This window comes from Komagataeibacter diospyri (genome assembly GCF_043995075.1).
In the GTDB taxonomy this organism is placed as follows: domain Bacteria; phylum Pseudomonadota; class Alphaproteobacteria; order Acetobacterales; family Acetobacteraceae; genus Komagataeibacter; species Komagataeibacter diospyri.
This window is the reverse complement of the sequence record NZ_CP171836.1, coordinates 765,702-791,956: the sequence shown is the minus strand read 5'-3', so window position 1 is coordinate 791,956 and position 26,255 is coordinate 765,702. Positions and strand designations below refer to the sequence as shown.

37 protein-coding genes are annotated in these 26,255 nt (G+C 61.9%); 11 read left to right on the top strand and 26 right to left on the bottom strand.

Going from position 1 to position 26,255, the window contains the following annotated elements:
- Nucleotides 1-22: 22 nt before the first annotated feature.
- A complete protein-coding gene (locus tag ACE2AA_RS03665) occupies nt 23-499 on the bottom strand; it encodes an HD domain-containing protein (RefSeq protein ID WP_395372115.1) in 477 nt (158 codons plus the stop codon).
- A gap of 498 nt (nt 500-997) precedes the next feature.
- Here ACE2AA_RS03665 and ACE2AA_RS03660 point away from each other — a divergent pair, with 498 nt between their 5' ends.
- Both ACE2AA_RS03660 and ACE2AA_RS03655 read left to right on the top strand, forming a co-directional pair.
- A complete protein-coding gene (locus tag ACE2AA_RS03660; protein WP_141262533.1) occupies nt 998-1,381 on the top strand; it encodes a general stress protein in 384 nt (127 codons plus the stop codon).
- Nucleotides 1,382-1,522: 141 nt separating this feature from the next.
- Complete coding sequence (locus ACE2AA_RS03655) at nt 1,523-1,915, top strand: PRC-barrel domain-containing protein (RefSeq protein WP_141262539.1); 393 nt, start codon at nt 1,523-1,525, stop codon at nt 1,913-1,915.
- 411 nt (nt 1,916-2,326) lie between these two features.
- Here the strand turns inward: ACE2AA_RS03655 and ACE2AA_RS03650 are convergent, their stop codons facing one another.
- Nucleotides 2,327-3,448, bottom strand: a complete 1,122-nt coding sequence (locus tag ACE2AA_RS03650) for a Gfo/Idh/MocA family protein (RefSeq protein ID WP_395371227.1) — start codon at nt 3,446-3,448, stop codon at nt 2,327-2,329.
- A gap of 205 nt (nt 3,449-3,653) precedes the next feature.
- On the opposite strand from ACE2AA_RS03650, the gene ACE2AA_RS03645 reads away from it, so the two are divergent.
- On the top strand, nt 3,654-3,959 hold the full coding sequence (locus ACE2AA_RS03645) for a hypothetical protein (protein WP_141299868.1): 306 nt from the start codon (nt 3,654-3,656) through the stop codon (nt 3,957-3,959).
- Between the two features lie 2 nt (nt 3,960-3,961).
- Here the strand turns inward: ACE2AA_RS03645 and ACE2AA_RS03640 are convergent, their stop codons facing one another.
- Nucleotides 3,962-4,156, bottom strand: a complete 195-nt coding sequence (locus tag ACE2AA_RS03640) for a hypothetical protein (protein ID WP_395371225.1) — start codon at nt 4,154-4,156, stop codon at nt 3,962-3,964.
- Nucleotides 4,157-4,195: 39 nt separating this feature from the next.
- Here ACE2AA_RS03640 and ACE2AA_RS03635 point away from each other — a divergent pair, with 39 nt between their 5' ends.
- The 3 genes from ACE2AA_RS03635 to ACE2AA_RS03625 all read left to right on the top strand — a co-directional run bounded on the left by ACE2AA_RS03635 (nt 4,196) and on the right by ACE2AA_RS03625 (nt 5,624).
- On the top strand, nt 4,196-4,429 hold the full coding sequence (locus ACE2AA_RS03635) for a hypothetical protein (RefSeq protein WP_395371223.1): 234 nt from the start codon (nt 4,196-4,198) through the stop codon (nt 4,427-4,429).
- A gap of 619 nt (nt 4,430-5,048) precedes the next feature.
- Complete coding sequence (locus ACE2AA_RS03630; protein WP_162851916.1) at nt 5,049-5,210, top strand: hypothetical protein; 162 nt, start codon at nt 5,049-5,051, stop codon at nt 5,208-5,210.
- 156 nt (nt 5,211-5,366) lie between these two features.
- A complete protein-coding gene (locus tag ACE2AA_RS03625; protein ID WP_395371221.1) occupies nt 5,367-5,624 on the top strand; it encodes a hypothetical protein in 258 nt (85 codons plus the stop codon).
- A gap of 113 nt (nt 5,625-5,737) precedes the next feature.
- Here the strand turns inward: ACE2AA_RS03625 and ACE2AA_RS03620 are convergent, their stop codons facing one another.
- A complete protein-coding gene (locus ACE2AA_RS03620) occupies nt 5,738-6,160 on the bottom strand; it encodes a hypothetical protein (protein WP_395372113.1) in 423 nt (140 codons plus the stop codon).
- A 233-nt stretch (nt 6,161-6,393) separates the two neighbouring features.
- On the opposite strand from ACE2AA_RS03620, the gene ACE2AA_RS03615 reads away from it, so the two are divergent.
- Together ACE2AA_RS03615 and ACE2AA_RS03610 are read left to right on the top strand one after the other, a co-directional pair.
- Nucleotides 6,394-7,530, top strand: coding sequence for an MFS transporter (locus ACE2AA_RS03615; RefSeq protein ID WP_227000758.1), 1,137 nt, complete (start codon nt 6,394-6,396; stop codon nt 7,528-7,530).
- 60 nt (nt 7,531-7,590) lie between these two features.
- The gene (locus ACE2AA_RS03610) at nt 7,591-7,935 is read left to right on the top strand and encodes a DUF952 domain-containing protein (RefSeq protein WP_141262528.1); all 345 of its coding nucleotides are present in this window, start codon (nt 7,591-7,593) and stop codon (nt 7,933-7,935) included.
- 61 nt (nt 7,936-7,996) lie between these two features.
- Here ACE2AA_RS03610 and ACE2AA_RS03605 read toward each other — a convergent pair whose 3' ends face one another.
- Nucleotides 7,997-8,800: an MgtC/SapB family protein gene (locus tag ACE2AA_RS03605; protein WP_395371218.1), complete on the bottom strand. Its 804-nt coding sequence runs from the start codon at nt 8,798-8,800 to the stop codon at nt 7,997-7,999.
- A gap of 221 nt (nt 8,801-9,021) precedes the next feature.
- Between ACE2AA_RS03605 and ACE2AA_RS03600 the strand changes: the two genes are divergently transcribed.
- The gene (locus tag ACE2AA_RS03600) at nt 9,022-9,912 is read left to right on the top strand and encodes a DMT family transporter (RefSeq protein WP_141262526.1); all 891 of its coding nucleotides are present in this window, start codon (nt 9,022-9,024) and stop codon (nt 9,910-9,912) included.
- Nucleotides 9,913-9,991: 79 nt separating this feature from the next.
- Here ACE2AA_RS03600 and ACE2AA_RS03595 read toward each other — a convergent pair whose 3' ends face one another.
- The 15 genes from ACE2AA_RS03595 to ACE2AA_RS03525 all read right to left on the bottom strand — a co-directional run bounded on the left by ACE2AA_RS03595 (nt 9,992) and on the right by ACE2AA_RS03525 (nt 19,628).
- Nucleotides 9,992-10,165, bottom strand: coding sequence for a hypothetical protein (locus ACE2AA_RS03595; protein ID WP_395371216.1), 174 nt, complete (start codon nt 10,163-10,165; stop codon nt 9,992-9,994).
- Nucleotides 10,162-10,737, bottom strand: coding sequence for a twin-arginine translocation signal domain-containing protein (locus ACE2AA_RS03590; RefSeq protein ID WP_141299864.1), 576 nt, complete (start codon nt 10,735-10,737; stop codon nt 10,162-10,164). The genes ACE2AA_RS03595 and ACE2AA_RS03590 overlap by 4 nt, the downstream gene beginning before the upstream one ends.
- A 125-nt stretch (nt 10,738-10,862) precedes the next feature.
- Nucleotides 10,863-11,186, bottom strand: a complete 324-nt coding sequence (locus ACE2AA_RS03585; RefSeq protein WP_141262537.1) for a hypothetical protein — start codon at nt 11,184-11,186, stop codon at nt 10,863-10,865.
- A 183-nt stretch (nt 11,187-11,369) separates the two neighbouring features.
- Nucleotides 11,370-11,843, bottom strand: a complete 474-nt coding sequence (locus ACE2AA_RS03580; RefSeq protein WP_395371214.1) for a structural protein — start codon at nt 11,841-11,843, stop codon at nt 11,370-11,372.
- Nucleotides 11,840-12,271, bottom strand: a complete 432-nt coding sequence (locus tag ACE2AA_RS03575) for a hypothetical protein (RefSeq protein WP_193557725.1) — start codon at nt 12,269-12,271, stop codon at nt 11,840-11,842. Before ACE2AA_RS03575 ends, ACE2AA_RS03580 begins: the two co-directional genes overlap by 4 nt.
- A gap of 65 nt (nt 12,272-12,336) precedes the next feature.
- Complete coding sequence (locus ACE2AA_RS03570; RefSeq protein ID WP_395371212.1) at nt 12,337-12,594, bottom strand: hypothetical protein; 258 nt, start codon at nt 12,592-12,594, stop codon at nt 12,337-12,339.
- A gap of 16 nt (nt 12,595-12,610) precedes the next feature.
- Nucleotides 12,611-13,036 carry a hypothetical protein gene (locus ACE2AA_RS03565; protein WP_395371211.1) on the bottom strand — a complete coding sequence of 142 codons (426 nt, stop codon included), beginning with the start codon at nt 13,034-13,036 and terminating at the stop codon, nt 12,611-12,613.
- 1 nt (nt 13,037) lies between these two features.
- Nucleotides 13,038-14,174 (bottom strand): H-type lectin domain-containing protein, encoded by a 1,137-nt coding sequence (locus ACE2AA_RS03560; protein ID WP_395371210.1) that lies wholly within the window; start codon nt 14,172-14,174, stop codon nt 13,038-13,040.
- Nucleotides 14,174-14,800, bottom strand: coding sequence for a hypothetical protein (locus tag ACE2AA_RS03555; RefSeq protein WP_395371208.1), 627 nt, complete (start codon nt 14,798-14,800; stop codon nt 14,174-14,176). Before ACE2AA_RS03555 ends, ACE2AA_RS03560 begins: the two co-directional genes overlap by 1 nt.
- The gene (locus tag ACE2AA_RS03550; protein ID WP_395371207.1) at nt 14,793-15,917 is read right to left on the bottom strand and encodes a baseplate J/gp47 family protein; all 1,125 of its coding nucleotides are present in this window, start codon (nt 15,915-15,917) and stop codon (nt 14,793-14,795) included. The genes ACE2AA_RS03555 and ACE2AA_RS03550 overlap by 8 nt, the downstream gene beginning before the upstream one ends.
- A 385-nt stretch (nt 15,918-16,302) precedes the next feature.
- Complete coding sequence (locus tag ACE2AA_RS03545; RefSeq protein WP_395371205.1) at nt 16,303-16,665, bottom strand: phage tail protein; 363 nt, start codon at nt 16,663-16,665, stop codon at nt 16,303-16,305.
- Nucleotides 16,662-17,339 (bottom strand): phage baseplate assembly protein V, encoded by a 678-nt coding sequence (locus ACE2AA_RS03540; RefSeq protein ID WP_141259920.1) that lies wholly within the window; start codon nt 17,337-17,339, stop codon nt 16,662-16,664. The genes ACE2AA_RS03545 and ACE2AA_RS03540 overlap by 4 nt, the downstream gene beginning before the upstream one ends.
- Complete coding sequence (locus ACE2AA_RS03535) at nt 17,332-18,492, bottom strand: hypothetical protein (protein ID WP_395371204.1); 1,161 nt, start codon at nt 18,490-18,492, stop codon at nt 17,332-17,334. Before ACE2AA_RS03535 ends, ACE2AA_RS03540 begins: the two co-directional genes overlap by 8 nt.
- Nucleotides 18,489-18,698, bottom strand: coding sequence for a hypothetical protein (locus ACE2AA_RS03530; RefSeq protein WP_141299848.1), 210 nt, complete (start codon nt 18,696-18,698; stop codon nt 18,489-18,491). Before ACE2AA_RS03530 ends, ACE2AA_RS03535 begins: the two co-directional genes overlap by 4 nt.
- Nucleotides 18,699-18,710: 12 nt before the next feature.
- Complete coding sequence (locus tag ACE2AA_RS03525; RefSeq protein WP_395371203.1) at nt 18,711-19,628, bottom strand: hypothetical protein; 918 nt, start codon at nt 19,626-19,628, stop codon at nt 18,711-18,713.
- A 472-nt stretch (nt 19,629-20,100) separates the two neighbouring features.
- On the opposite strand from ACE2AA_RS03525, the gene ACE2AA_RS03520 reads away from it, so the two are divergent.
- A complete protein-coding gene (locus ACE2AA_RS03520) occupies nt 20,101-20,817 on the top strand; it encodes a TSUP family transporter (RefSeq protein WP_395371202.1) in 717 nt (238 codons plus the stop codon).
- A 48-nt stretch (nt 20,818-20,865) separates the two neighbouring features.
- Here ACE2AA_RS03520 and ACE2AA_RS03515 read toward each other — a convergent pair whose 3' ends face one another.
- The 4 genes from ACE2AA_RS03515 to ACE2AA_RS03500 form a co-directional block, all read right to left on the bottom strand.
- A complete protein-coding gene (locus ACE2AA_RS03515) occupies nt 20,866-22,020 on the bottom strand; it encodes a hypothetical protein (protein WP_395371200.1) in 1,155 nt (384 codons plus the stop codon).
- Nucleotides 22,013-22,138, bottom strand: a complete 126-nt coding sequence (locus tag ACE2AA_RS03510) for a hypothetical protein (protein ID WP_264371834.1) — start codon at nt 22,136-22,138, stop codon at nt 22,013-22,015. The genes ACE2AA_RS03515 and ACE2AA_RS03510 overlap by 8 nt, the downstream gene beginning before the upstream one ends.
- Nucleotides 22,139-22,185: 47 nt before the next feature.
- Nucleotides 22,186-22,497 carry a hypothetical protein gene (locus ACE2AA_RS03505; RefSeq protein WP_141259914.1) on the bottom strand — a complete coding sequence of 104 codons (312 nt, stop codon included), beginning with the start codon at nt 22,495-22,497 and terminating at the stop codon, nt 22,186-22,188.
- Between the two features lie 86 nt (nt 22,498-22,583).
- Nucleotides 22,584-23,015 (bottom strand): hypothetical protein, encoded by a 432-nt coding sequence (locus ACE2AA_RS03500; protein ID WP_141259913.1) that lies wholly within the window; start codon nt 23,013-23,015, stop codon nt 22,584-22,586.
- Nucleotides 23,016-23,150: 135 nt separating this feature from the next.
- Here ACE2AA_RS03500 and ACE2AA_RS03495 point away from each other — a divergent pair, with 135 nt between their 5' ends.
- Nucleotides 23,151-23,297, top strand: a complete 147-nt coding sequence (locus ACE2AA_RS03495; protein WP_395371197.1) for a hypothetical protein — start codon at nt 23,151-23,153, stop codon at nt 23,295-23,297.
- A 6-nt stretch (nt 23,298-23,303) separates the two neighbouring features.
- Here ACE2AA_RS03495 and ACE2AA_RS03490 read toward each other — a convergent pair whose 3' ends face one another.
- Nucleotides 23,304-24,791: a phage tail protein gene (locus tag ACE2AA_RS03490; RefSeq protein WP_395371196.1), complete on the bottom strand. Its 1,488-nt coding sequence runs from the start codon at nt 24,789-24,791 to the stop codon at nt 23,304-23,306.
- A 454-nt stretch (nt 24,792-25,245) separates the two neighbouring features.
- Complete coding sequence (locus tag ACE2AA_RS03485) at nt 25,246-26,115, bottom strand: hypothetical protein (RefSeq protein ID WP_395371194.1); 870 nt, start codon at nt 26,113-26,115, stop codon at nt 25,246-25,248.
- Between the last annotated feature and the right edge of the window lie 140 nt (nt 26,116-26,255).

The window sequence follows — 26,255 nt, the reverse complement described above, 5'->3', positions numbered from 1 at the left end:
GTTTATGCTTTCCCCTGCCCTTTTACTCCTGCCGGGTGTATTGCGCGGCCAGCGCCGCCGCCTGCTGGTGCAGTTCCTGATCCCCTCGGGTCAGCACATCCAGCAGTTCCCTCTTTTCATGCATGTAAACCCGCGTAAATCCCGGATCGTGCCGTGTGATGGAAGCCGTGTTGTCGATCAGGTCAGCCAGCTTGATTGTCTGGTCCATGGTCTTGCGCCGCCTGCCGTTACCATCTGCGAGGCAGCTGACATCCGTCACCATTTCAACCAGTGTCGCCACGTCAGCACCAAACGCAGCTTTTATATCCGCCAGGGTGACGGGTGTGTCCTCCACCACGTCGTGCAGCAGGGCGGCGACCACGACTTCGTCGCGTGCACCAGTCTGCGCCACCATGCGCGCCACGCAGCGTGGAGGGACGATATACGGATCACCACTGTATTTGTGCGTCTGCCCAATGCTGGCATGGGCGGCTTCGGCAGATGCATCGGCACGGGAAATGCAGGTCGTCTGTCATGATAAGGGGCCTTTGCGTGTCCGGTCCGCGTCGGGGCAACATGTGGCATGTCACGGATACACCACCCGGACCGTGTCCCGTCCGGGCATGACCGTGTGTGGCATCCATAATGTTGCATATATGGAATGGAAGTAATGATGCCGTGCAACAAATATATTCCCTGTATTCCCCATAAAATGACGAATCTCTGGCACAAACGAAGCGGCTTCAGTTCCTTTACCTGAATCCGTATATGATGCGTATAAGGGAATTATAAAGTATATGGTCTTAATTGTATTATGAAACCGACCTGTTTCGTGTCTGTATGAAGTGTGGTGTCGCCCTGTTTATTTTATATGGCTGCTGCGGAACCGTCGGGATGATGTGCCGTTGATCTTCCCACAGCGCGCATTTTCGGGGTCGCTTCCCCATTGGGGCCCAGCAGGGTACCGGGGAAAAACAAGGACCTTCTGTAGCCGCTGTGATATGGAAAGGTGAGGATCATGAGTTATCATATCTCCCTGCACGCACGCACCAGCCAGCCCGTATTCGCACCGGCCGACAGCCGTGGTGGTGGGGGGGCCGCACACAATCCCGGCAACTTTGCCAACGACCCTGCCCGCGCGGCCGAAGCCGGGCATAAGGGCGGGCAGCACAGTTCCGGCAACTTCGCCAATAATCCGGAACGTGCAGCCGAAGCCGGCCGCAAGGGGGGCCAGCACAGCCATGGCGGGCATACGGCGGAAAAATCGACATCCTCCGCCACGACCCACGCCGCAGGCACCCACAAGGCCACGCAGCACGGTTCGGGCAACTTTGCGGATGATCCCGAACGCGCGGCGGAAGCCGGACGCAAGGGCGGCCAGCATAGTCATGGCAAGTCGTAAGTAACCGGGTGGGCGGGACCTGTAACCGGGTTCCGCCCGACCTGCCTGATCTACATGAATGCCGTCCCCCGTCCGGTGCGATCCGCCCCGATGGGGGCGTGGCCTTCATGACATTCAAGGAGAAGCATCATGTCTGCTTCAATGACAAACAATACGACAAATGGTTCCATAACCACCGGCATGACCGACAAACATGACCTGATTTCTTCCGACAAGGTCGAGGGCACGTCCGTGTACTCCCCGTCGGGTGAAAAACTCGGCACGGTCAAGTATTTCATGGTGGACAAGATCAGTGGTGACGTTGCGTATGTCGTCATGAGTTTTGGCGGCTTCCTGGGCATGGGCAACAGTTACCATCCCCTGCCGTGGAAAAACCTGCATTACGACAAGGACCGTGGTGGCTACATTGTTGCCCTGACGCGCGAACAGCTTGAGGCCGCTCCTGCCTATGCCGAGGATACGTCCCCCGACTGGACAAACAGCCAGTACGGAAGTCAGGTCGATACCTATTACGGTGACCTGCCCAAAATGTAGGCTGGGTAAAAATTACGGCGGATATAACCGCAGGCCGCAGCTTCATGCCGTGGACTGCGGTTTTTTTTCCGGCAAGACATGAAAAGGGACCGGTTTCCTGCCGCGGTGACACCATCACCGGGTGGGGCTGACGGCATGGTCCCCATGTCCGACCAGGGCGAGGACGATTATTACGGGCCGCCCACCTGCTGGTAATCCGGCATGGATCAGGGGTGTTTAGCGGGATCGGGGCCAGTCGGGATGACCATCATGCGCCTGAATACATAGGCAACTGTTTGAAAGGCCTGCCTGTGAGCATCCTGCGGTTCTGAGACAGCTTTTTTCGGAAAGCTTCATGAAATGCCGCCTCTTTGAAAAAAGACGGCAGCCAGAAATTCTTTATTGATCAGAATTTTATTCTGGAATGCCACGTCAGGCTGATTGTGGGATAATGCCTATCATCTCCTGAATACCCGGTTCACGGACCGGCGGCAGGGTCATGATCTGATCGGGCAGCGCCACGCGTGCGGGTGGCATGGGATCCAGCTTCTGCGGCTGGCCGGTCTGTAGCGCGCGCTCCACTGCAGCCAGGACACGTACGTCGCGTAATCCTTCTTCCCCATCCGGCTCGGGGTCGCGATCATGCAGGATACAATCGGAAAAATAGGCTATTTCTCCACCAAACTGCTCCACCGGATCATGGCGGCGCGTTTCCTTGCGGCCGTTTATGCTGGTGGTATAGGTAATGCCGGTATCGGGTCCAAACATGTAACACGGGCCCGCGGTCACGCTGCCCCTGTCCCCCACCAGCGAGAAATTCTCGACCGGCGCGCAGGCATAGCTGACAAGGAAATGCGCCATCCGCCCTTCGGCAAAGCGCAGGGTGACGGAAACCGTATCATCAAAGTTGAAGCCCCGCCCCGGCGTTTTCGTGCCTATGGCGTGGACTTCCACCGGTTCGCGTGCAAACAGGTTGCGCACCGCATTCAGCGGATAGGTGCCCATGTCGGGCACCGGCCCGGACCAGTAGCCGGAATGGCCGCGATGATTGGCTTCGGCAAAATTCTGCCCGAACATGGAACTGAAGGCCATCAGGTGCCCGAAATCCCCGTTGCGGCAGCGTGAGATCAACTCCACCGTCCCCGGTTCACAATGCAGGCGGTAAGCGACCATAAGCTTGCCGCCGCCGCGTTTGCGCGCGTCCAGAATGGCTTCGCAATCCGCAACACTGGTCGCCATGGGCTTTTCCAGCAGCAGATGCAGCCCTGCCTCCAGCACGGGCACCGCATACTGCCGGTGGAGCGCGTTGGGGGTGGCCAGATAAACCGCGTCGATATTGCCCGAATGCAATAGGGTGGGCAGGTCATCATAATGACTGGCCGGGATGTCATAGCGCGCTGCCAGCCTGCGGGCCTTTTCCGGGTCACCGGTCACCAGTGCGGCCAGCACGGAATTCTTTGCCCGCGCCATGCCTGGCATGAAGGCCTGCTGGGAAATCTGCCCGCCCCCGATTACGGCATAACGGACCTTTCTGGTGTTGCTGTCAGGTGTCATTTCATGCCTCCAGACACTGGTTTGTCGTGCTGGCGGGTGAACGTGACACCATGGCAGGGGTTGCGATTAATCCGGCCGGGACTGCTGGTTGCGGCCAGCCGTTTTCATATGCTCTGGAATGAATATGAAATAGAACTGGAAATAATGACGGGCGTTACAATGCGACGCCGCGTGTCGCGACGTTACCATACAAGGATGAACGATAATGACCGCACGCCCCCTTCGTATCGCGTCGCTTGTGGCGTTCGCGCTATGCGTGGACACGACAGCCCATGCACAGGGCAACACACCCCCCAGAATGCCGGTCGAGACCATGCCCGAACATGGTAGCGCGACATCCATGTCCAATACCCCGGAAAGCCAGTGCCGGACACAGGATACCGGACACGGCCATTCCCATCCCTGTCCGCGCAAGGACCCGAGCAACCCGAACATACCCGGCACCCGGCATGGTGGGGGAGCGGCCCCTTCATCTTCATCCACGCCGCCTACGGGCAACATGGATGAATGAATTCACGCGGTTGCGGATTTCATGAAGACCACGCCAGTCAGGATCAGCAACGCAGCAATGATGCGGGCCAGGCTGGCGGTTTCGCCAAACTGGACGATACCGGCAAGGAAAATCCCCACCGCCCGGCTTCCCCGTCCACACCGCATAGATCGGCGCATGGACCACAGCAGCAGGGCAAAGGTGATCATTGCCGCCACCAGTATAACCACCGTAGGCCAGAGGCGGGTAAAGCCTTCATGATGGTGGCCCATATTACCTCGAACATGCCTGCTGCGATCAGGGCAAGCCACACCATCATGTTCCCCACCGGGACGGGATTTCAGGACATGGCAGCGGATTACCGCCGCGCACACCTGAACCAGGCTGATGTCGGGGCACAACGGTCAAGTGATATATCGCAGGCGCGGGTGGCGCTGTCCGGGCATGTTGTTACCAATACCGTCCTGCCCCTGCTGGCGGCATCCGCATAGACGCGAAAGGTGTATCCGGTTTCACCGCCCCATATGGGCAGGACTGGATACGCCTTTCATGCCTGTCGTCCGACCGGATGACAGGACGGGAAGGCCCGGCATGGCCGGGATCAGTTTCTTGCAGTCCGTCAGACGAAAACGGCTGTTTTAGCGTCGGCCGTAATGGCCTTCGTAGTACCCTTCACGGTGCTCACCAAAAAAAGGACTGTGCCCATGCGGCTGCCGGCAGGGATGCGGCAACGGCGAGTACAGGCATGATGACCGTACGTTTCATAATGCCTTCTTTAGATTACAAAGTTGTAATATTTTTGGATTGTCGGGAACTGAAAGGCATCACATTTTTACAAAAAGATACAGCCAATGCCTGTTATCAGGAACACGTGGTAATAATTTATAGGAAAGGAATAATTTCCTTAATTATGCTGCGGTCGCATGACAGTTTTGTGTAATTCTGATTAATTTATTGGTAATAATTGGGCGTATGCCAGAGGTCCGGTTGGTGTGGCAGTCGCGTAGCAGTGATGGCGGATTCATATAATCATCACATTCATGACCAGGTGTTTTTGTTAGATTGTTCCTGCCCGCGCCTGTGCTGGCTCCCTCAGGAGGTTTCCGGATCATGAATACGCAAGCCGTCTCTACCCCCAAACCCCGTAAAGAGCCGCATGAAGAATGGCGCGAAGCCCTGATCCATGCATGGAAAAACCGGCGCGGCTATGTGCGTGCGCATGAAGCGGCCCATATCCGCCCTGAAGACGGTTTCATGCATGAGGAAGCATAATATATCGTACAGGCAACAATGTTCTGCGATAATCGCTGGTATGATGCATTCTGTTACAAATAATTTACCGGTAAAGGCTTCCTTGCTACTGGTTGTTATTTTATAGGGGGTTGGCAGTTTTCTAAAACCCGATTGGTAAACAAGGAAATTATATACATGAAAAAGTCCCTTATCCTGGCGGCAGTTCTCGGTCTTTCCCTGCCGGTTGTTGCCCACGCTGAAGACAACAACGAACAGGGCCGTCATGGTGAGCACCACGGTGAACACCACGGCAAGCATCATGGTAAGCACCATGAAGAAAACGGCCAGAACGGCGAACACAGTGATCGCGAACATGGCGAACACGGTGACCGTGAGCACGAAGGTGAGCATGGCGGTGAACACGACCATGACCACGAAGGTCAGCAGCAGTAATCTGCAGCGATCGTAGCGCGAATAAGGGGGCGTCCCGGCATGGGACGCCCCTTTTTTTTGTTTCCAGCTCCCTGCCCTGCCCTGCCGTGCGTGTCGCGTGTGCAGCCCTGCGGTCAGAACAGGATCAGGTCGATACCGACACCCAGCACCAGCATGCCCCACAGGGAAATCCCCATGGCCCGTCGCCGGATCAGGTTGGCTGACAGCAGGACAAGCAGTGGGTCTGCCGCAGAAGTTTCCCCTTCTTCGCCGACTGCTTCCGCCACGGCGCGGCTGTGTATTTCGCGGTAGGGGCCGCCGTGTTCTTCCACCCCCACCGCGCTGAGCAGGCCAAGGCGGAAATTGCGCAGTTCGGCTTCGGTATAGAGCGACTGGCGGTTGATGGAGATGGGTTTGGGTCCGCAACGCAGCCATCTCATGACGCGCAGCTGGAACGGGTGAATACCAAGGTAATGCGATGCTTCGTGTGGCGAAAGAATGTTGCGGCGTGGAAAATGCAGCACGGCCGGACTGGCATTGTCATTCTGGGGGCGCATCACGACGCTTGGACCTCTGTTCTGGATACCCGCGCATGGCACGGCTTGCTGCGCGGGGCGATCACAGGGTGCCGCGTCGCGACGCCAAAGACCAGCCCCTATCGTCCTTTTCCGGTACGATTTCATGATTGTCCCCTTTCCGTAACGCCCCGATGGGGTTAAAGCGGCCGGGCATACCACTGCCTGCGCGCAGGGTGCTGCATCCATTGTAATCCACTGTGGTGTCCATAATCATGATGCGTATCGGCATGCTCTCGATCGGAGCATTTGTCTGGCTGGTGACCGAAGTCCTGCCCATTGGCCTGCTGACGGACATCGCCCACGGGTTGAATGTTTCTGATGGCTCCGTGGGCATGCTGGTCACGGGTTATGCATGGCTGGTGGCGCTGACGGCCATCCCGCTTACGCTGCTGACATCGGGCATGGACCGGCGCGTGCTGGTGGCGGGGCTGCTGGCGCTGGCGGGTGTGGTGGACATTGCCTGCGCATTTGTCACCAGCTACGCGGTCATGGCAGTGCTGCGTGTCATGCTGGCGCTGGGGCATGGCATTTTCTGGTCAATCATATCGGGGGTCGCGGTCCGGCTGGCGCCCGAACTGCCGGTCACGCGCGCCACGGCACTGGCGTTTACCGGCGTGGCCATGGGGTTCGCCTGTGGTATTCCCATGGCATCCGCCATCGGGCAATGGCTGGGCTGGCGGGCGGCGTTCATCATATGCGGCGTGGCAGCCCTGGTGGTCATGGCCGGGCTGCTGGCGCTGCTGCCGCCGCTACCCTCCCAACGCAGGCACATCAACATCATGCTGCTGCTGCGCCAGCCATTGCTGCGTTATATCGCGATGCTGACCATGCTGGTCATCATGGCGCATTTCACGGCCTATACCTACATTATCCCGCTGCTGCATGACATTCCGCACAGCCCGGAAAAACTGGTACCGCTGCTGCTGCTGGTCTATGGCGTTGCGGGGATTGGCGGTAACTGGATTGGCGGGCGGCTGCCATGGTCGGCGGGAAGGACGATGGGGCAGTCCATCATTGCCATGGTATTGTGCCACGGGCTGCTGGTGGCGTCGGGGTGGGTGCCGGGACTTGTTTGGGTGGACATGGTGATCTGGGGCGTGGTTGCGGCCCTGCTGAACCTGACACCACAAAGCTACGCCATCGAACTGGCTCCGGCGGAGCGTGAGGCCGCGTGTTCGTTCTGTGTCACCGGCTTCAACACTGGCATTGGCGCGGGTGCACTGTGTGGGGGCGTGGTGCTGTCCACCGCCGGGTCTTACGCCATACTGGGCTGGAGCGTGGGCATAGCACTGGTCGCGCTATGGGTGCTGCGCGCGGGGCGGCATTACGTGCGGCAGGTCCCACGCTGACCCGGTTGGCGGGACCACGCTCATGGCCTATGGTCGCGCCGTGCAGACAGGAAAGCCTCCATGACCGATCGTATCGTATACAAGATCCTGACGCCTGACGAATATGATGCCCTGACGCGTGCGGGCAGCTTTTCCGGCTCTTCCGCCGATATCGTGGACGGGTTCATTCACCTGTCGGCCGCCGGACAGGTGGCGGGCACGCTGGACAAACATTTCAGCATGAAATCCGGACTTGTGCTGGTGGCGGTGGATCTGTCCCTGCTGGACCCGGCGGTGGTACGGTGGGAACCCTCACGCGGGGGGCAGCTTTTCCCCCACCTGTACGCGTCGCTGCCCATTGGCGCGGTGGTGGCCACCGCCCCTGTGGCACGCACGGCTGATGGCGGGGTCAGCCTGCCGGTCTGACGACCCCGGACCTGATTACCCCGGCCTGCGCGTCCGTGCCTTCTGGTCCTGTGGGTGCGGTTCAGTCGGGGTCGGTGTCGGCTTCTTCGGTTTCCACGCCAATCACGCCATCAATATCCGACAATGCCGCCACCAGATGCGACAGCGGCCGCCTGCCCCGCACCTTTATGAACAGCGTGACCGTGGCATGGGCATCATGGCCCGGGGCTGACATCAAATCATGCTGGCGGTCATGCAGATCCTGCAATGTGTCGGTATTCACCGTGGCACCCGCCGGTGGTTCGATACGGACACGGTGGATGGTGAAGCGTAGCTGCGTGCAGCGGATCAGGATGCTGCGCAGCAGGCCCTGCCCATCAGGGTAGGAGATGAACAGCCCGGCCGAGCGCGCCGCATGGTCACGCGGGACCAGATGCGCCAGCCGTGGAAACCCCAGCATGATGATGAAGTGTCCTACCGCCGTCGCCACCGCCAGCGCGATCAGCCCCGCCCCGCACGCCATACCTAGCGCCGCCGTCAGCCATACGGACGCCGCCGTGGTCAGACCGCGCACCACGTCGCGGCGCATGAAGATCACGCCGCCGCCAATGAACCCGATGCCCGATACTACCTGGGCTGCGATACGTGACGGGTCCAGCACCACCCGCCCGCTGTCGAGAATGTTATTGAACCCGTATTTCGACACGAGCATGAACAGCGCCGACGCCACCCCGACCAGCGTATAGGTGCGCAGCCCGGCACTTTTCTGCCGGAACTCCCGCTCCAGCCCCACCAGTGCCGACAGCACGAACGCCAGCGCCAGTTCCCCCAGTTGCAGCCATCCTTCCCCCACGGTGGTCGGTGTGAATGATGGCTGTATGGTCATGTGCGGTCATGGTCCCTGTGTGATGTGGCAAAGTGTCCTTCCATCAACACGATAGATGCGGGCGGGGTTGCCTGTACGCCACGCACGGGTCACAACGGGATGGAAACAACAAGGACGGCATTGCCGGACAGCCCCTGTCCGGCGCGGGGAAAAAGCCCTATGGAAATGTTTATGATGCATCGGGCGCATGTCGCGGCCACCAGCAGGAAGGGACGCGGGTCATGCCATCGCTGATCCGTGTTTCCCGGCAGGAGGTGGCGCTTATGACCGTGACCTTCTTCTGGGGCGGCACGTTCCTGATAGTACATCAGGCGCAGCAGTATTGCGGGCCGCTGCTGTTCGTCGGGGTGCGCTTTGTCACAGCCTCCCTCATGGGCATCGCCATGTTTCATCGTGCGCTGCGGCGGGTGACAATGGCGGAAATACGTGCAGGCACTGCAATCGGTCTGTGCATGTGCGTGGCCTATGTCAGCCAGACCTATGGATTACGGACCATCAGCAGCAGCCGGTCCGCCTTCCTGACCGCACTGTACGTGCCCATGGTGCCGCTGGCGCAATGGGTGATGCTGCGGCGCCCGCCCCATCTGATGAGCTGGGTTGGCATCGGCCTTGCCTTCTGCGGGCTCATGCTGCTGTCGGGCACGGGGGCGGCGTCGGGCGGATTTGGTCTTGGTGAATGCGCGACCCTGCTGGCAGCCGTGGCCACGATGGGGGAAATCATCCTGATCGGGCGGTTCGCCGGCAGTGGCGACAGCCGACGCATCACGGTGGTGCAACTGGTGGTGACAGGTCTCCTGTCGCTACTGGCCATGCCGATGGCGGGTGAACATTTCCCCGCGTTTTCGTGGGTATGGCTGGCGGGCGGCGTGGGCCTTGGCGCTGCAAGCGTTCTGATCCAGCTTGCCATGAACTGGGCGCAGAAAGCTGTTTCCCCCACCCGCGCCACCATCATTTACGCGGGTGAGCCGGTATGGGGCGGCATTGTCGGCTGGATCGCGGGCGATGTGCTGCCCGCGACATCGGTGGCGGGGGCAGCGTGCATTGTGGCGGGGGTTCTGGCCAGCGAATTGCGACTGCCGGAGCACAAAAAGAAATCCAACGCGACATCCTGATGCGCAGGTGGACAGCGGGAAATGCAAATTATTGACAGATAAAAGCGTCCCCAGGAATTTCTGGATAATTTGCATGACATTACAAAGGCAGGCTGTTGTGATCCGATGAATCAGGAGCAGGCGGGCCGAGTGTATCCATAATCCGCCGCCTGTGATGTCCCTCCCGCCATGCTGCGATGCCGAACGCCAGCACCTGCGAGAACGCGGCGCCGGTCAGGAACAGTCCCAGACCGGCAAACGCATGGGTAGTCATTCCCCGGATGCCGCAAAGATGGCGATCTGCCCGATGGCCGCATCCCCATTCAGGGGCGACACGGCGCGCAGACGCGGGCCGGACATGTCGATCATCGCCCTGAGCAGCGAGATCAGCGTCTCCGCCGCCCCTGCCGCCGTTCTGGCTTCGGACACGACGCTGCTGGACAGGTTGGCTGCCGTGCCGGTAATGACCGCGATAATCAGCGTATCCACCTTTTCCACATCGGCCAGAATGCTGTCGAACGCCGCCCTGACGCTGGCACTGTCGTAGGCAACCGACGTGCTGGAGCCGGCTGCGGTCTGGAATGCAGCCAGCGCGGCCCTGAGGGAGGCAATCACCGTGCTGGCCAGTGCCAGATCTGCCGCCCCCATGGCTGACGCCACAAACGATACGTTGATGGCCGTGCTGGCAAAGGACAGGATCGCGTTGCCGTAATCCACGACCTCGGCCACGTTCAAGGTGATCGTGGCGGTAGTGCCGGACCGGGTACTGGAACACGCTACCAGTGCAGTAGCGGCGACCAGGGCGGAAGACGCGCGCAGGAAAGTGCGGCGGGACAGGTTCTGCATGGCATGCTCCAATGAAAAAACCGCCTTGTGGGCGGCAGACATATTTTTGCCTTGAAGTTACGTACAATCAGGGATGCAGCCCCGGAATGCATCGGCCATCCACCTAGCGCCGGGGCTGTCTTCCCTTATTTCAACGATGTTTCAGGTCTGCCCTTCCTGTTCAGGACCGGGATGCCAGCCAAGGCGACTGCCTGTTTTGCCGCGGGTTTGTCCACCAGCGGCACGCGCACGCCTGACTGTCCGGGCTTGAAGTGGTTTTCCGCCCAGCCGATGTTCAGCCCGATTGTGGTGATAAGCTGATAGGCTGGGACCCACCGGCTGCCTGCATGCGGCGGTGTTATCAGCGCCGAGGCTACGGAGCACGAGATAACGAAAACGCAAGCGTAGAACGTGTATTGCTCCGGCACTTCGTTGAGCAGGAACACAACGGCCGCGCTCAGACCGCCCATTTTTGCGTAATTGCCGCGTATGGCCTGATTTGCAGCCAGCAGCAGCGTGACCGATCTGGTTTTGGGATTCATATGACACCTTGATAGCCTGCGGGGAGCGGGCGACATGCGCCGCATCCGCTAATCCTGCCCCATGGTTGGAAGTGTGAATCTACCGCCACATCCGGCACTGACTGGTGGCGTTCAGGGCGCATGGTCGTGTTCCGTGCCGCGCCATGATGCAGATGTCAGCAGCGTCCCGGTCGTGTCGGATGCGGTATGGAGTGCGCGGTTTATCTGTGTCAGGCTGATATGGCCCGGCCCGTTTTCCATTATCGTGATGCCGTAGATCATGTGCTGCTGTATGGCTGGATCGTCCATGTCCAGCACCGTGTCCGGCGCGACATTCATCTGGCGGCATAATGTGGCGATATAGGCGGCGGTATCGTTCTCGCCCGCGGGCGCGTATGTCGAGATGATCGCCGCCACCGTTTTCAGGCCGCGCACGGCGTAACGCACAAGCTGGTCGCGCAATGCCCGGATGCCGTCATCCATCGTCGGAAACACTGCAAAGCGCGGGCTGCCCACATCCGTTTCCAGATGCGCGCCGGGCTGGCCGACATAGTCCAGGTTGCCGGGGTTATTGTTGCGGATGCCTCGGGGAAGTCGTCCGTTCATGGTCCATACCCAAATGCGCGTTTGCAGAACGACCATGCCGCATCGCCAATCTGTCCCCAGCCCAGCAGCCCGGTGGCCAGCACGATGAAGGTCATCGTCACCCATGATGTGAGTTTCAGCCCGCCCTCGATCCGGGCCAGCCTGCCGGATATTTCGGTGTCTCGGGCGGTGGCGGTGTCGGTCATGTCGTCAACGCGTTCCATGATCTCGCGCCGCGTCTGCGCGGCATTGTCAGACACGGTGCGGGTCAGGTCGCGGCGCAGGTCGGAAAACTGCCGCGACAGCGTGTTCAGGCCATCACGCAGGTTGTCATGGCCGCCTTCCACCTTCGCCAGCCGTTCCCGGACCTGCGCCATTTCTTCTGCCGTGGCGCAGCGCACAGATGCGCCCTGCCCTGCCTGCACGGCCGGTGTCATGTATTCGCTCATTCATCTTCTCATAAAAAAACCGCCTCAAGGGCGGTCGGGCAGGCGCGTACTGTCAGGGCGCGGGATCAGGACGCAGCGGCAGGCGGCGTGTAGATGCTGCCGACCGGATATCTGCCGTCCGCATCCAGCGCGAAAGCCAGACCGGCAGGCGCTGTAACACCGTCCAGACCTGTCAGCATCTGGGTTGCGATGACTTCTCCCGCAGGCAAAAGCGTCACAACCGCAGGTGTCACGGTGGTACCAGACTGGTCCGTGTAGCTGGCTGGCTGCGCAGTCAGGGCCGTGGTGCGGTAAAGGATGTAGTTCTGTGCCGTATCGGCCATGGGTCAGGGTCTCCGGTCAGGCTGCAGCGGGAGGACGCGGAAGCACCGCGCTGGTGGCATCCGCGCCGTCACGGATGGCCAGCAGCGCCTTCTGGTAGGCAATCCATTCGGCGGGAACGGTTTCACCAAGCGCGCCGTATTCGTTCCAGACATGCCGCCTGGCATCCGCCAGAGCGCGGCGCGCATGCATGGGAAGCGGGATCACATGGACGTGGCGCACGATCACGCCATCCTCACCGATGCGGTGCGACAGATGGCGTGGCAGGCTGGTCCAGTCTTCCGGCGTGACAGGGTGCATGCCGGATGCGGGCGGCACATGTGCGACGGATGACAGCGCCCATGTGTCATGCCAGCCCGTCACCTGTCGTGTTGCAGGGTCATACTGGGCGTAATAGCGGGCGGGGAAAGCCTGCTGGCGTTCAGGTTGCGCATTGATGTTCATTTCAGGCCGCTCCAAATGCAAAGACCCATACGCCAGCGCCATGGGTGCTGGCCTCGCCGGGTTCATTGGCATTGACGTTCACTTCGAAGCCGGTTTCGGTCACGGTTCCGGCCACGATATTGATCCATGCCGAAAGATTGGTGGTGAATTCGGATGTGGCGGTCACGAAGACCGACGGAACGGCTGAAAAGGATTCAGGGAACGTAATCTGAAAGTTGGTCCCCTCAACATTATTGATATAATAGATCAACATCTTCTGGCCGTTGATCGTCGTTTTGGTGCCGCCAGATATGGAGGACTGCACGCCATACAGCAGCCCCAACCACACATCGGATGAACCGTTATTGTAACAGAAGGACGGTCCCGCCGCGCCCTGAATCAGGGCCTTGCCATCATACATTCCCGTCCCGACGCCATAGACCCCGGATACGCGGGCGTTTACGTTGGTCGTGAGCGTGGCGTCCGCCGCCGCACGGATGGCGGCTTCGGCAGAGAGATTACTGGCCGCCGTGGCCAGACCAGCATCAACATAAGCAGTGCTGGCCAGTTCCGGGATGGTTGCATAAAACGGCGCGCCAGCCGCCTGCGCGATCATGTCCGCCGTAATGGCTGTCGCCCCGGCGGCCACGGTGACGGTCCACAGCGGATACGCACCCGTGGGCACCGATGTGCCGATGCCGATCTGTACCACGTCCTGCCGCACGGTTGGTGCGGTCTTTCCGCTGTTGTCAGCACCAGCATAGGTCACGGACGGGTCGGCTGCATTGTAGAACGGAAGCACGGTGTCATCCGTGTCCACAGTGGCGGGCGTGGCATATACGGTATAGGTCGCCCCTGCCCCCGGCACAGCCAGTGTGACCGGGTCGCGGCTGACATACTGGCGCACAAGCGCGCTGGCTACCGCCGCCAGCGTGCCATAGGTCGATGCATCGACCACGCCGGGGGCCAGCAGCGATCCGGGGCCAATCACCAGCGCCAGCCCGTTGCCCGGCGTGCAGGCAAACCCGCTGGCGGCCACCGTGGCCCATCCGTACGCCATGGCTGCAAGCTGGCCCAGACCAACATAGGCATTGCGCTGGGCATTCAACTGGTCACTGTCCAGCGGTATCTGCGCCGGGTAGACGATCTGTCTGTCCATTATTCAGGGTTCTCCACGTCCTGAACCCACGCGATGGCGCCTGCGGGCATCACATCGGCAATGCGGTCCAGTGTCTGTGTTGCGGGCTGGCTGGTGTCGCCGGTTGGCAATTGGGCAAATAACTGGAAGGGAACCGCGCGTGACCCGTAGCGCAGGGTGGTCACGCCATAACCGTAGCCACCGCCGATGGCCGGGGTGGCAAGGCTGCCCAGACCCTTGCAGTCGGTGGCGTTGCGTGGCTCGATCACGCGGCCTGCGCTACCCACTTCATCGGCAATCACGTTCACCACATCGGGCCGCGTGCCCAGCGAGGGGAACAGCGCTTCCTCAATCCGGGTGCGGAAGGCGTCGTCACTTTCGCCGGGGTTGCGGGTCAGCAGCGTGCCAAAGAAGTCGGCGGCGAACATGTCCAGGAATGCGCCACTCATGGTCGCCAGCCGGGTCTGGTCCGCCGTTCCAGTCAGTATGGCCCATATCCATGCAAACACGCTGCCAAAGCCTTGCAGCAGGGCGTTCAGCACCGGGGCCTGTTCCACTTCACCCGTAGCCGGTGGCGATGGAAACCAGCCGGTCGGCAGCAGCCTGCGGATGCGCAGGGCAAAGCCGTTCTGCGTTACATCAGCCAAAGGTTACCGTCCCCGCACGATACGCCGTGCCGGTTATTGCAGGCAGGTCCACCGTGCCGCCGGACAGCGTGACCCCGGTCACGTTGGTGACGGACGTGCTGGACGCATAGGCAATCTGGATCAGGCGCGAGTAACTGGCCGCATCCCCGATGGCGAGGCCATTGAGGTAGGTTGCGATGTTGGTGCTGATCGTGGCCTCGATCGTGGCAAGGTTGCCAGTGCTGTTTACGCTGATGGTCATGGTCACGGGCGGCCGCACCACATTGGGACGCACCACCTGAATGGACACCGCCGCCGGGCGCACATCGTCCACGGCGGTATAGACTTCATCAATCACGCTGTCGGACACGTCGCCCGACCCGTCATCGACAAACACCACCACGTTGCCGGGCAGCACTGCGCCGGACGTGTCCACGTTCTCCACCACCTGATAGATCAGGTCGGCGGAAACATCCGTTACCGCGTTCTCGATTGCCGCCACCGTCGCCTTGGACCGGCTGTTGATATAGGCCACGAAGCGCGTGCGCAGGGCCGCATCCGTCTCGCCATCGCTGCCGTTGGTCAGGGCTGCGGCATTCGTGACCGTATCAATGCCCGCAACCGCCGTGCCCAGCAGGCAGATGGCACCCGCCGCGACGTTGCCGGTTGCGCCTGTCGTCTCGCACTGGACTGGCACGGTGATGAACGCCGTGCCCGCTGGCCGGACATAGGCGCTGTCGGCTGCCGACCAGGCGGCATTCGTGCTGTCTTCCACCACGTCATAAATCAGGTTCGACGCCGTCTTGACCGTGGTGCCCACCGCAATGGTGGCGGACTGGCTGGACGGCGTGAACGATGTCAGGGTGACGGTGCCGGTCGCCGCTGTCCCCGGTTCACGCGACAGGCCGAAATCCTGCACGAAACTGTCAACATCCGACCCGATGGAGGTGGCAAGCCGCGTGCGGGACAGGATCTGCAGCGCAATGAACTGGAACCACAGCCCCAGCCCCGCCACGGCTTCAAGCATGGCGCGACCGGGTGAGCCGACATTCAGGTCCAGCAGGGAAGGACATGCGCCCTGTGCGCTGGCAACCATGTTGCCCAGCGTGGTCTTGAAGGATTGGAAGGTGATGGCCACCCGGACTCTCCGTTGTGGTTGTGGGATGAACCCTGTGTTTTCCTGAAATCCGCATACGGGACTGGATGACTGTCTTCCCCTGTCGCGGGAAATATGTGTCGGGTGTCTGACCTGTCCATGCCAGCACTGGCGTTACATGCGCCCGGAATGTTGGTGGTGGCTGTCCCGGTCATTCAGGACCGGTTTGTGCAATGGCGGAGTATGTCCGGATGATGCCGCGACATCCTGCGCGACATGGTGCTATCCGGCCAGACGGATGGGCGCGACCGGGACTGGACCGTTCGTGCCTCGGCATGGGCGAAGGCTGGGGTGTGATTTTCCTGATGGAGGACAGTCACGTCCTGACCAGCATGAAAATCAGGATTTCCGGCCGGTTTCGTAAGGATTACGTTGTCAGCGCCAGTTCCTGCACCGCACCGGTCGTGGCATCGGTGTAGGATATGGCCAGCAGGCAGGCCCCGGTTTTCGGGCTGGTGACCGTCACGGTTACGGGCTGTGTCTGGTCCACCCCCGATTCATCCTGCAGCTGTTCCAGCACAAGGGCGCGGATGCCGGCTTCGTCCATGACCGTACCGACACGCGCGGGCAGCCCCGCGCCATAATCGGGTTGCCAGATATAGGCCCCCGCATTGGTGCATAGCCGACGCAGCAGCGCCTGCCGGGTCTGATCTGCCCCTGTGACAATGGCTACGCCACCCGTGGCCGACAGGTCCAGGTCACCGCCCATGGTATGGGAGAGTGTGCTCATTGTGGTTTCCCCGTCGTGCCTGGCGCATCCGTGACCGGGTGGGTGTGGCTGTTGCCCGAAATGCCCGCGGCCTTCACGTCCGTCTGGCCGGTTATCGTGCCCTGTGCCGTGATGTCGCTGTCGGTCGTGATGGACCCGCCGGTGATGGACAGGCCACTGCTGTCCAGTATCATGCCGACACTACCCACTTGCCACGTTTTGCCGTCACTGTTCAGCGTCTCGGTCGTGTCGCCCGCTCCGCTGTGGATCGCGTCCACGGTCAGGTGCCACCATGGCGCGTTCCCAGCGGGTGTGCCCGGTGCCGCGCCACCACTGGCCGGTGGTGCGCCCGTGCCCGCCACAACCAGCAGTTCGCCCGGCTGGGCTGCTTTGCCAGTGGCGGGGGATATGGGGGGCATCATCACCGCGTCATAGATCGGACAGGCGGCAACGCCGTGTTCGGCATCGGCTTCGATCGGCACCATCAGCACATGCGCGCCGATATCGGGTGGGCAGGCAATGCGCAGGCTGCCGACCTGCAGGGCGGCATAGGGCAACCATCCGGTTTCGATGTCCGATGGCTGGACCAGCACCTTGACCGCATGGTTTACCGGGTCCACTGCGCTGACCAGCCCGAAGCGGGGCTGTGCCAGCGTGCCGGCCATGCTGGCTGCGATCATGCGTGTGTCAGCCATCCGTTTCCCCCTCCTGTGTGGTGCTGCGCGCGCGCAGGGTGACGTGCTGGGCAAAGCCGCCCTGCCATGAAAAACTGCTGGTCACGGCGTCCACATCCAACGTGCCGTCCCATGTCGTGCCCGTGCCGGTCAGGCGCATGAAGTCGCGCGGAGCCAGCGTGACGCGCCCAGGTATCTGCCCGGTTATGGTGCGTGCGTGCGCCGTGATCTGGTTATATTTCTGCCGCGCGATCAGCTTCAGGTCATCCAGCCGTGCCCCGGGCATGGCAAAGCTGTGCACCGTGCCCGTGTTGTCACCGGGCGTGGTACCGCCGCCGCCTGCGGACCAGTAATACTCAACCCGCGTGCGCTGGCGGCTGTCCCAGCTCATGACATGCACGATCACGCCACGCCCCACCTGGTAATCCCGTGCGAAATGCAGGCCGTATGCCCCCATGGCGACAGGCGTGTCGGGACCACTGTCGGCATAATCCAGCACATGGGTATTTGCCGTGGTGGCGGTCGGGTATGGCGCGCAGACAATGGTGGTGTCATTGGCATACAGGTCGCACCCGGCCATGGTGGCCATGGTGCGGGCCAGGTCGAACGCGGTCTGGAACCGACTGTGGGTGGCAGCGGATGCGCACTTGTGTTCCACCTGCCAGAACTGCCCCACCATGCCGTCGGTCATGGTGACATCGGGCGTAAGGCCCGCTGCCGTAATCATGGCGCGGACCACGTCGGCCCCGGTCATGTTCATCCACCCGTCACGCACCCGCATGTCCAGCAGTTTTGCCAGGTAGTCGCGGCACTGCACCTGTACCGATGTCGCGGCGGGGCTGAGACCCGCATGGTCCACGATGCCACGGAACATCGTCACCCACTGCGCGCCAGCCTGTGCCACGTCCCGCATCTGCACCGCAATGTCGATATCGGGCAGTGTTTCGCCCTGCCCCACCGGTTGCAGGTCGAACCACAGTCCGCCTGAGGGAATGCGTGTCCGGTCCACCGCCAGCGTCATGTCCAGCGTATCGGCGCGGCTGTAGCGCGTGCGGGTCAGGGTAAACTGTTCCAGACCGGTTTCTGCGCGCTCGACTCCGTTCACCAGCACGCGCGCGCGTGGCATGCGCCATACGGACGGCGTGGATGGGGTGGTGTTCAGGCTCCCGCTCATGCCGTCACCCCCGGCATGCCACTGTCCTGTGACGCGTCAGTGCCAGGCAGAATAAGGCTGACTGGCGTTGTGAAAGCCGACAGGTCAGGGTCGTCCATGTCGTTCAGCCGCGCGATGCGCCACCATTGCGCGGCATTGCCCAGCTGCTTTGCCGCCACATGATACAGGGAAATATCATTGGCCGTGACCTTGATCGTGGTTGGCATGTCTGGCTCCTGTCACGGCGTGACCAGCGGGCCGTCCTGCGTGCCGCTGGTGGCCAAAAGCGTGTTGGCATAGGCCCGGTTGACCAGCGCGCCAGCCGTGACCGACGCGGTGTGCAGCTGCGCGTTCTGGGTCAGGGTCGACAGACTGGCGGCGTTGGTGGGCGAGATGGATTCAAGGTTGGCGCCACTGCAGCCAATGGCCGTGGTCAGGCCCGCGCCCGATGCTTCCAGCCCGGATATGACACTGGCCGCACTGTCGGGCGCGGATGCCAGATTGCCCCCGGCCCCCGACAGGCCGCCGACCATGCCGAGCTGATCCTGCACACCTGCAAATACCCCACCCGCGCCCGTCATGTCGGCAACGGGCGTGACCTGCGCCATGACGGTTGAAAGCTGGCCCGTAATGTTGCCGGCGATGGTCGAGACATCATCCAGCGCGCCGGTGATACCCGACAGGGCGGACCCCGCGTCATCCCCCACCAGCGCCGACAGGTCCGATGACACACCGGATGTACTGGCAACCTGTGGTGGCTGTTCCAGTACCAGCCGGTAGGGAATGACGATGCCCTTCTGCGTGTAATCGTACGAATACTGCACGATGCGCACCAGCAGCGACAGCCCCGCTCCGATGAAGGCCACAGGCTGGCCTGCAATGCGCATCTGCTTGAGCATCCACGCCCGTTCAATGGCGGTAGGGCCGACAAACGTGCCCGACAGTTCCAGCCGGTCGGGGTCGTTGCCTACCGCGTCGATGATTTTGTTGCCGCCGGGTAACCGGTGGACTGCAACCTGCTGTGTGCCTCCATCACGGATCAGGTGCGGCACTTCCATGCCGGTCAGGGTCAGCCCGCCAATGGTCACGGGAGCCGACGCCCACAGCCGGCCGATCGAACCGATCGCGGTCTGGGCATTCATAAGGGTCAGGGACATGGGTACGCTTCCCCTTCTGGCCCGCTGCCGCCCACAGGCGACGCGTGGGCGGGATGGAATGGAAATAGGGAGATGAAGAAAAGGCCATGGCGCGTGCGCTATCACGCAGCCGTGCCATCATTACCCCGGTCTAACGCCAGACCACGCAGGCTGGAAGGATGATCGCGGCATGTGTTTTCTTTCCCCATGGCATGCTTCAGAATAACTGTTTGATGAAACGGTAATAAAACCTCCGGGGGGCGCCTTTTTTCAAAAAGTGGCGTTCGTGGTGATGTGCATGATGTCGCATGGACTGACGGTTCAGACAGTCCCAGGTCGTAGGGATGATGAAGCGCTGGCTACGGAATTTCTGACGGAAAGCATGAGATTGTTAGGGTAAAGAGATAAATATCGGGGTAACGTCCACGCTTTCGCAATTCAGTTGCACAGGTGCGGAACGCGCAATGCCATATGAAATTTCATATGCCTTTACATGTGTTTTTTTGCGGCCATCGTCCGTGGCTTTTCCGGGTTTGGCTTCGCCCTGCTTACGATCATTTCCCTTTCGTTCGTGCTGCCACCAGCCACGATCGTTCCGGCCATGTTTGTTCTGGAAGTGGCGGCCGGGATTCACCTTCTTCCATCAATCTGGAAGGACATTCACTGGCGCTTGATTGTCGTCATGGTTGGAACTGCGGTCATGTTCACGCCGGTAGGTGTCTATTTTCTGGCGAATGTCCCGGCCGGGCCAATGAAGCTGATGCTTGCCGCCCTCATCTTCACGACCGCCGTTGTGTTTATGGCTGGCATCCGGATGAAACGCATGCCGACAATGGCGGAGACAGCGGCAACCGGGACCACCGCGGGCATCCTGAACGGTGCATTGGGGATCGGTGGGCCGCCCATCATCATATTCTTCCTTGGATCGCCGCTTGCCCTGCAGGCCGGTCGTGCTTCGATCATTGCCGCATTCCTGGCAATGGATATGGCGGGCCTGCCTGCGCTGCTCGCATTCGGCCTGTTTACCCGGGACAGCGTCAGGTTGGCGATCATCTCGCTTCCGGCGCTGGTGGCCGGAATCTACCTCGGCTCGCGGCTGGCTGGACGAATGAGCGAGACCGTAGTGCGCAAGGTCGTGCTTGTCGTGCTGATGGGGATGGCAGTCGCAACCGCTGCCCAAAGTCTTTTTTCAGTATCGAAGACGGGTTGAGCGGTATGACCGTGGACCGTCACTGTCAACACATCCCGTTCCGGATGTTCACACACCTACCGCACGTCCCGGCATCTGCGGGTAGCGGATCACGTCGGGCGCCGTGCCGGTTGCGCGCAGTTCGTGCCGGGCGGCGGCGGTTTCGACCCGGGCCATGGCCTGTCCTACCGTCTGGTGGTCCAGTGTTACGGGAATGGTGACCTGCATGACCGGCAGCCTGTCACTCCGCCTGCCATCCGGTATGGATGACGGGAGGCCGCCCGCCCGTTCCATGGGGCCCTGGCTGATGAAGGGCGGCCTGCCCTGCCCTCTGTCCCGTGACGGCAGGGATGCCGGGAACGGGGGCACGCTGCGTGCCGGTACGGGCTGGGTGGGCATGGTGTGGGGCATGGGCATGACCGGCCAGTTGCTGGTGTGGGCCGTTGTTCGCGTCATGGCGCAGGGGGCGGGAATCCCCATGCCAGCCGGTGTCCCGTCAGCCCGCAGGACATGCAATGGCAGTGCGGCACCGGACGCGGCGCGGACAGGCAGCATGGGAAAAGCCATTGCGCCATCGGCACTCCGGCCTATGTGGGGCGTATCGATATCAGATGCATGATTCCGTGCCATAATGGACGGGGTAACAGGGGATAACAGGGTACGCCCCTGTGGCATGATCGCAGCCATCATGGGACCTGTCCGGCCCCATGACGCAGGGATTGCCATGTGGGGGGTGTCGGCACGGGCCATAACCCGTCCGGTCCATGGCATGGCAATGGCGCGCGCAGGCATATGTGTTGTTGCAGGGACCGCCGCCTGCGCATGGGCGGAGAATGCTGGCAATGGCGTGGTGGCGGGACGGATGGCATCCGCGCGGCGGACCATGGTCATCAGGGACACAGGCAGCCCCCGCCCATCCCCACGGGGCGTGGCGTATCCCTCCATTTCCCTGATGGATGCAGGCGCGGCGTGTCCCGCCCGGGTGGCAGGAAACGGCCTGCCGGACGCGGATGCGGGGGATGCCACAGCCCTGGCCCCCGTCCCGCCGGGACGCGCGGGAAACACTACATTGCGTCGACCCGCGCGGGCATGGCCGACGATGCGCCCCACCGCCGCCGCCAGCCGTCCCGGCGCACTGGACCGCCCGGCGACGCGTGACAGGCGCGCAACTTGCCCCGGCAGGCGTACGATCAGGCGGATCGTGGCCTGAAAGACATCAGTCATCAGGGTATTTCCATTGTTGCGTAGTCCAGTCATACCGCCCGCCCGCAAGCTCGCCAAATGCTACAAGAAAGGCCATGCGCCGCACGCGCGGCATGGTCATGGCCACGTCCCACGGCACCCCGTTCCTGACCAGGGCCGCGACCTCGATCAGGGCGGGGTGCCGGCTCAGTTTTTTGCGGCGTTGCTTTCCGCGGCCGCGATGTCTTCGCCATTCGTGCCAAACAGCGCATCCGACAGGGCGGTGATGCCGGTATTGCCGATCTGGTTAGCCAACTGCTCCAGCTGCACGCGGCTGGTGGGACGCATGGCGGGGACGCCGTCGATCGCTTCGACGGACGAAACCATCAATGCATATTCCACCCATGCGGGCGATGGGCTGGCGGGGCCGAATTCCAGCAGCGCCAGCACATCCCCCGGCCCGCGTTCGCGGTAGGTAAGGGTCCGGCCATCGCTGGTTTTTATGGTGTGTTCGCTCATGCTGCAGGCCTTTTGGCTATCAGGGACTGTTTTGAGGAAGATTCAGGGAACGCCGCATTTTTGAAAAAAAGGGCGCCCAAAAACATTCAGGAAATGCGGTTGCGCGCGCGGGCGGCAAACGTGATGGTCTGGCTGACCAGCATTTCGGACTGGTAGTGCCCCGCATCGGACAGTTGCAGCGACGCGCCCACGAATTCATAGGTACTCAGCGACCCGTCGCATTCCGTCAGGTACTGGTAGATGCTGCCCAGCACTACCGTGCCCGCCGACCAGAAACCGCTTTCGATCGCGGTAAACAGGTCATCCGCCCCCGCCCCGTCGCGCTGGAAGGTGAACTGACCGCTCCAGCCGCCCGGCACGTCATAGAACATGGGCATATCGTTCAGCGGGTTGGATGTCAGCTGGTGCGTGCGCTGCTGTACGGTAAAGCCGGTAATGGTGGGCAGGTCCACGCGGCTGCCGTCATAGACCAGCACCACGCGGCAGTCGCGACCGATATTGAAGGGTTTGGCGGACATTCTTCGCTCCATGAAAAAGGACCGCCAAACGGGCAGCCCATGATGTATTGTGTATGGGTGTCATGCATATCTGCATCTGGCGGCGCGGGTCGCGGGGGCGTGAACATACTGTCTCACCACGTATGGAGCACCCCGATGGGCATCACCCCCGAAAAACCACCCACGAAAGACCTCGCCGCCATTGCCGCACGGGGGCTGAGCCACCCGGAAAAGCTGACGCATGAGGAAATAAAGGAACTGTGCGGTCGCGTGCTGTCGGAAGAAAACCGCCGCGCGAAATGATGCCCTTCAGGTGGCGGGTGTGCCGGTGCTGACCGTGACACTCGCCCCACCCTGCAGGTTGACGACGAAGAAGCGGTTGATGCCCTGGTAACGCACCTGTACATCGGCCCGCACGTAACCCAGCGCCGTAGCTGCCTGTGGGTTGTTGGACGTGTCGCACACCACTGCGTAATCCGTGGTCGCCCCCAGAATGCCGCTGCCTACCATGTTGGACAGCGTGCCCAGCAGCACGGCGCGGATATCGCCAAACAGCGTGGTGCTGATGACGGCGCCCACGAACGTGCCCATGCCGGAATTGATGGTTTCGGCAATGTAGTTGGTCAGGCGGGTATAGCTGTCGTCATCCGTATCTCCATCGGAACTGGTATTGATCCCGCCACGTACCGCCCAGTAGCTGCCGCCAGGAACCGGATTGCAGATCACGTCGATGCCCGCGCCAAACAGCGCCGAAAGCTCGGCAGTGGAATAGGTCGCGGCCTGCCCGCTGGACACCAGCCCCGCCTTTTGGCTGCCGATCACGCCTGACAGTTCCCTGTTCAGGCTCGACTGCTCGGGCGACAGGCCGCCCAGGATACCGGCAACAAAGGCCTGCGGGGATACCAGCATGTCGCCGTTGGTATCATCATCCCACCACAGCCAGTCGCCAAACATCAGCTTGATGGCGTAGCTGTCCACACCAGCCGCGGCCTTCATGGCAGCCGCGTTGGCAATGGTGTCGCCTGCAGGGCCACAGGCAATCATGTACATTCCTTCGGACATGCCAAAGGCAGCCTGCATGGTCCATGACGTGCTGTCGCTCACCCCCTGCAGCAGTCCCAGCGCGCAGCCCTGTCCGCGCAGGGCGTACATGCCCGTGCGGGTTACGCCATCCGTGCCGATGAACGCCATCGTACCTGGTGCCACGCCATCACTGCCACCAGCCAGCGTAACCGTTCCGGCGGAAAGCAGCGGAGCCGTGGCAGGCAGGGTCACGTGCACCAGCGCCGTGCTGTCCGCAGCGATGGCCGCCGCCAGTACGGTCCACGTCGTGCCGCGATAGGTCCGGCTGCCCAGCACCGCATGGGTGATGGTCAGGGTATAGTTGGTGGTAATGATGCCATCCTGCGTAACAGTGGCGACAATGGCGTTACCCGCGCTGCCGGTATGAATGGCGGTCAGGGTCACGCCATCCAGCGTGGCGGTGGCGGCCGTGTCCGTGCCATCGGTTACGCGTACGCAGCGGAAATCCGCAGCCCCCTGCAGCAGCGCGATGTTGACTGCCGTGCCGATGTCGCTGGCCAGCGCCTGCTTGGGGCCAAAAGCGGACAGACAGTCCCCCATCGCGCCGATGATGACAGGCGTGCCCACCGGCCCCCACGCAGCGGTGCCGACCAGGCCGATCCGCCCCGACGGTACGCCGTTCAGCGCCAGCGTCTGCGGGCGTAGGATCTGCACATACAGGTCAGGCACGTTCAGGCTGTTGGTGTTGAGCTGCCCGGACTGGTAAATGGTCATTGTATCTGTATTTCCCTGTTGCGCGGCATGGCCGCGTGAGAAGTCGGTTGGGTGTGGCGTGCATGCCAGCCGGGCGACATGCAGCCGTGCGCAGCGCCACGTTTCATCCCATGGCCGGGCCTGATTGGGGTGAAACGCGTATCGGACACGACATGTCCCGTGCTGCATCAGGTTCGCATGGCCAAAACCATGCCCGGCTGGCGTGATCACATCGGGCGATGAATGTGCCCGTCGGCAAGGCGTGGCGTTTCATGCCCAGGCCATCACGGTCAGGCACCACCGGCCTGATGTGCGCCATCCGGTCAGGGGCATCCATCACCATAACCACAGGGCATGGTGTGTACTGCCCTTATGGCATTGGACGGCATGACCGGACTTGCGGTCCCCGGCATTCCATCGCCGCGCGTGATGGCGTAGCCCAGCATCGTAATGCCGGGGGATGTATTACGGCCTGTCAGCTGGCGGGGTCGTTCATCAGCACGTCCCCGCGCATGACATCGTGCCCGATGCCCGTGCCACCGGCCAGCATGGCTGGGACCACGCGGGTCAGGTCGGAGTCATAGGTGACAAGGAACCGCGCAGGCCGGGAAAAGATGCCCCGGTTCATTGCGGTATCGTCGTTGGTGGTTGCTCGCGCCTCAATCCGGAAGGTGGAACCGTTTTCATCCGTCAGCCAGTCGGTGAGCGCCAGCGCGTCGGATATGGCGCAGCCCATCACATCCCGCGCGGCGGGCGTTGCCGACCATGCTGTGATGACAAAGACCTGCTGCTGCCTGCGCGCGACACAGCGTGCGCGCAGCGTGCCTGCGTTGATGGGGTGCGCCACGGCCGTGGCGGGCAGCATGATGCAGGCCCCGCTGGCGGTAGCCCCCGGCAGGGCGGATGCAATGATTGCGGCAATGGTGGCCGCGGTGTCCGTCGCGGTTGCGACATGCAGGCTGCACGCGTCGCCCGTAATGCCGGGCAGGCCGTGGGCGCGCAGCCCCACCGTGCCGCAGGGTACTGTCCCCACATCCATGGTTACAGTGGCGGTGGCGCCACTGACTGTCATGTGCACGGTGGCGGGTGCTGTCGCATCCATGCGCCACGGGCGTCCCAGCGGTTCATCCACGCGCGCCCAGCTTTCGGCCAGATCGGCAATGGTGATGAAGTCACAGCCCTGTTGCAGCGTACGGACCGCCGCACCCAGGTCGGCCTGCGTCAGGCCACCACGACGGATAATGAGGGGCCGCCCGGTAATGGCCCCTGACGCCGTGCCATCGGGGCACAGGACGGTGGCAAGGGCTGCTGCGATGGTGGTGGAGATGGTGGAAATATCGGCCATGTCATATCGGTTCCTGTCCCCCTGCCGGGGATGCGGTCATGGATTGGCATCTGGTCCGTGCACCGCCATCGCTCCATGCAGGTCATGGGCATTGCGTGCCCGAATGGTGGGTGCGTGGTGGGCAGGCATATCGCTGCAAT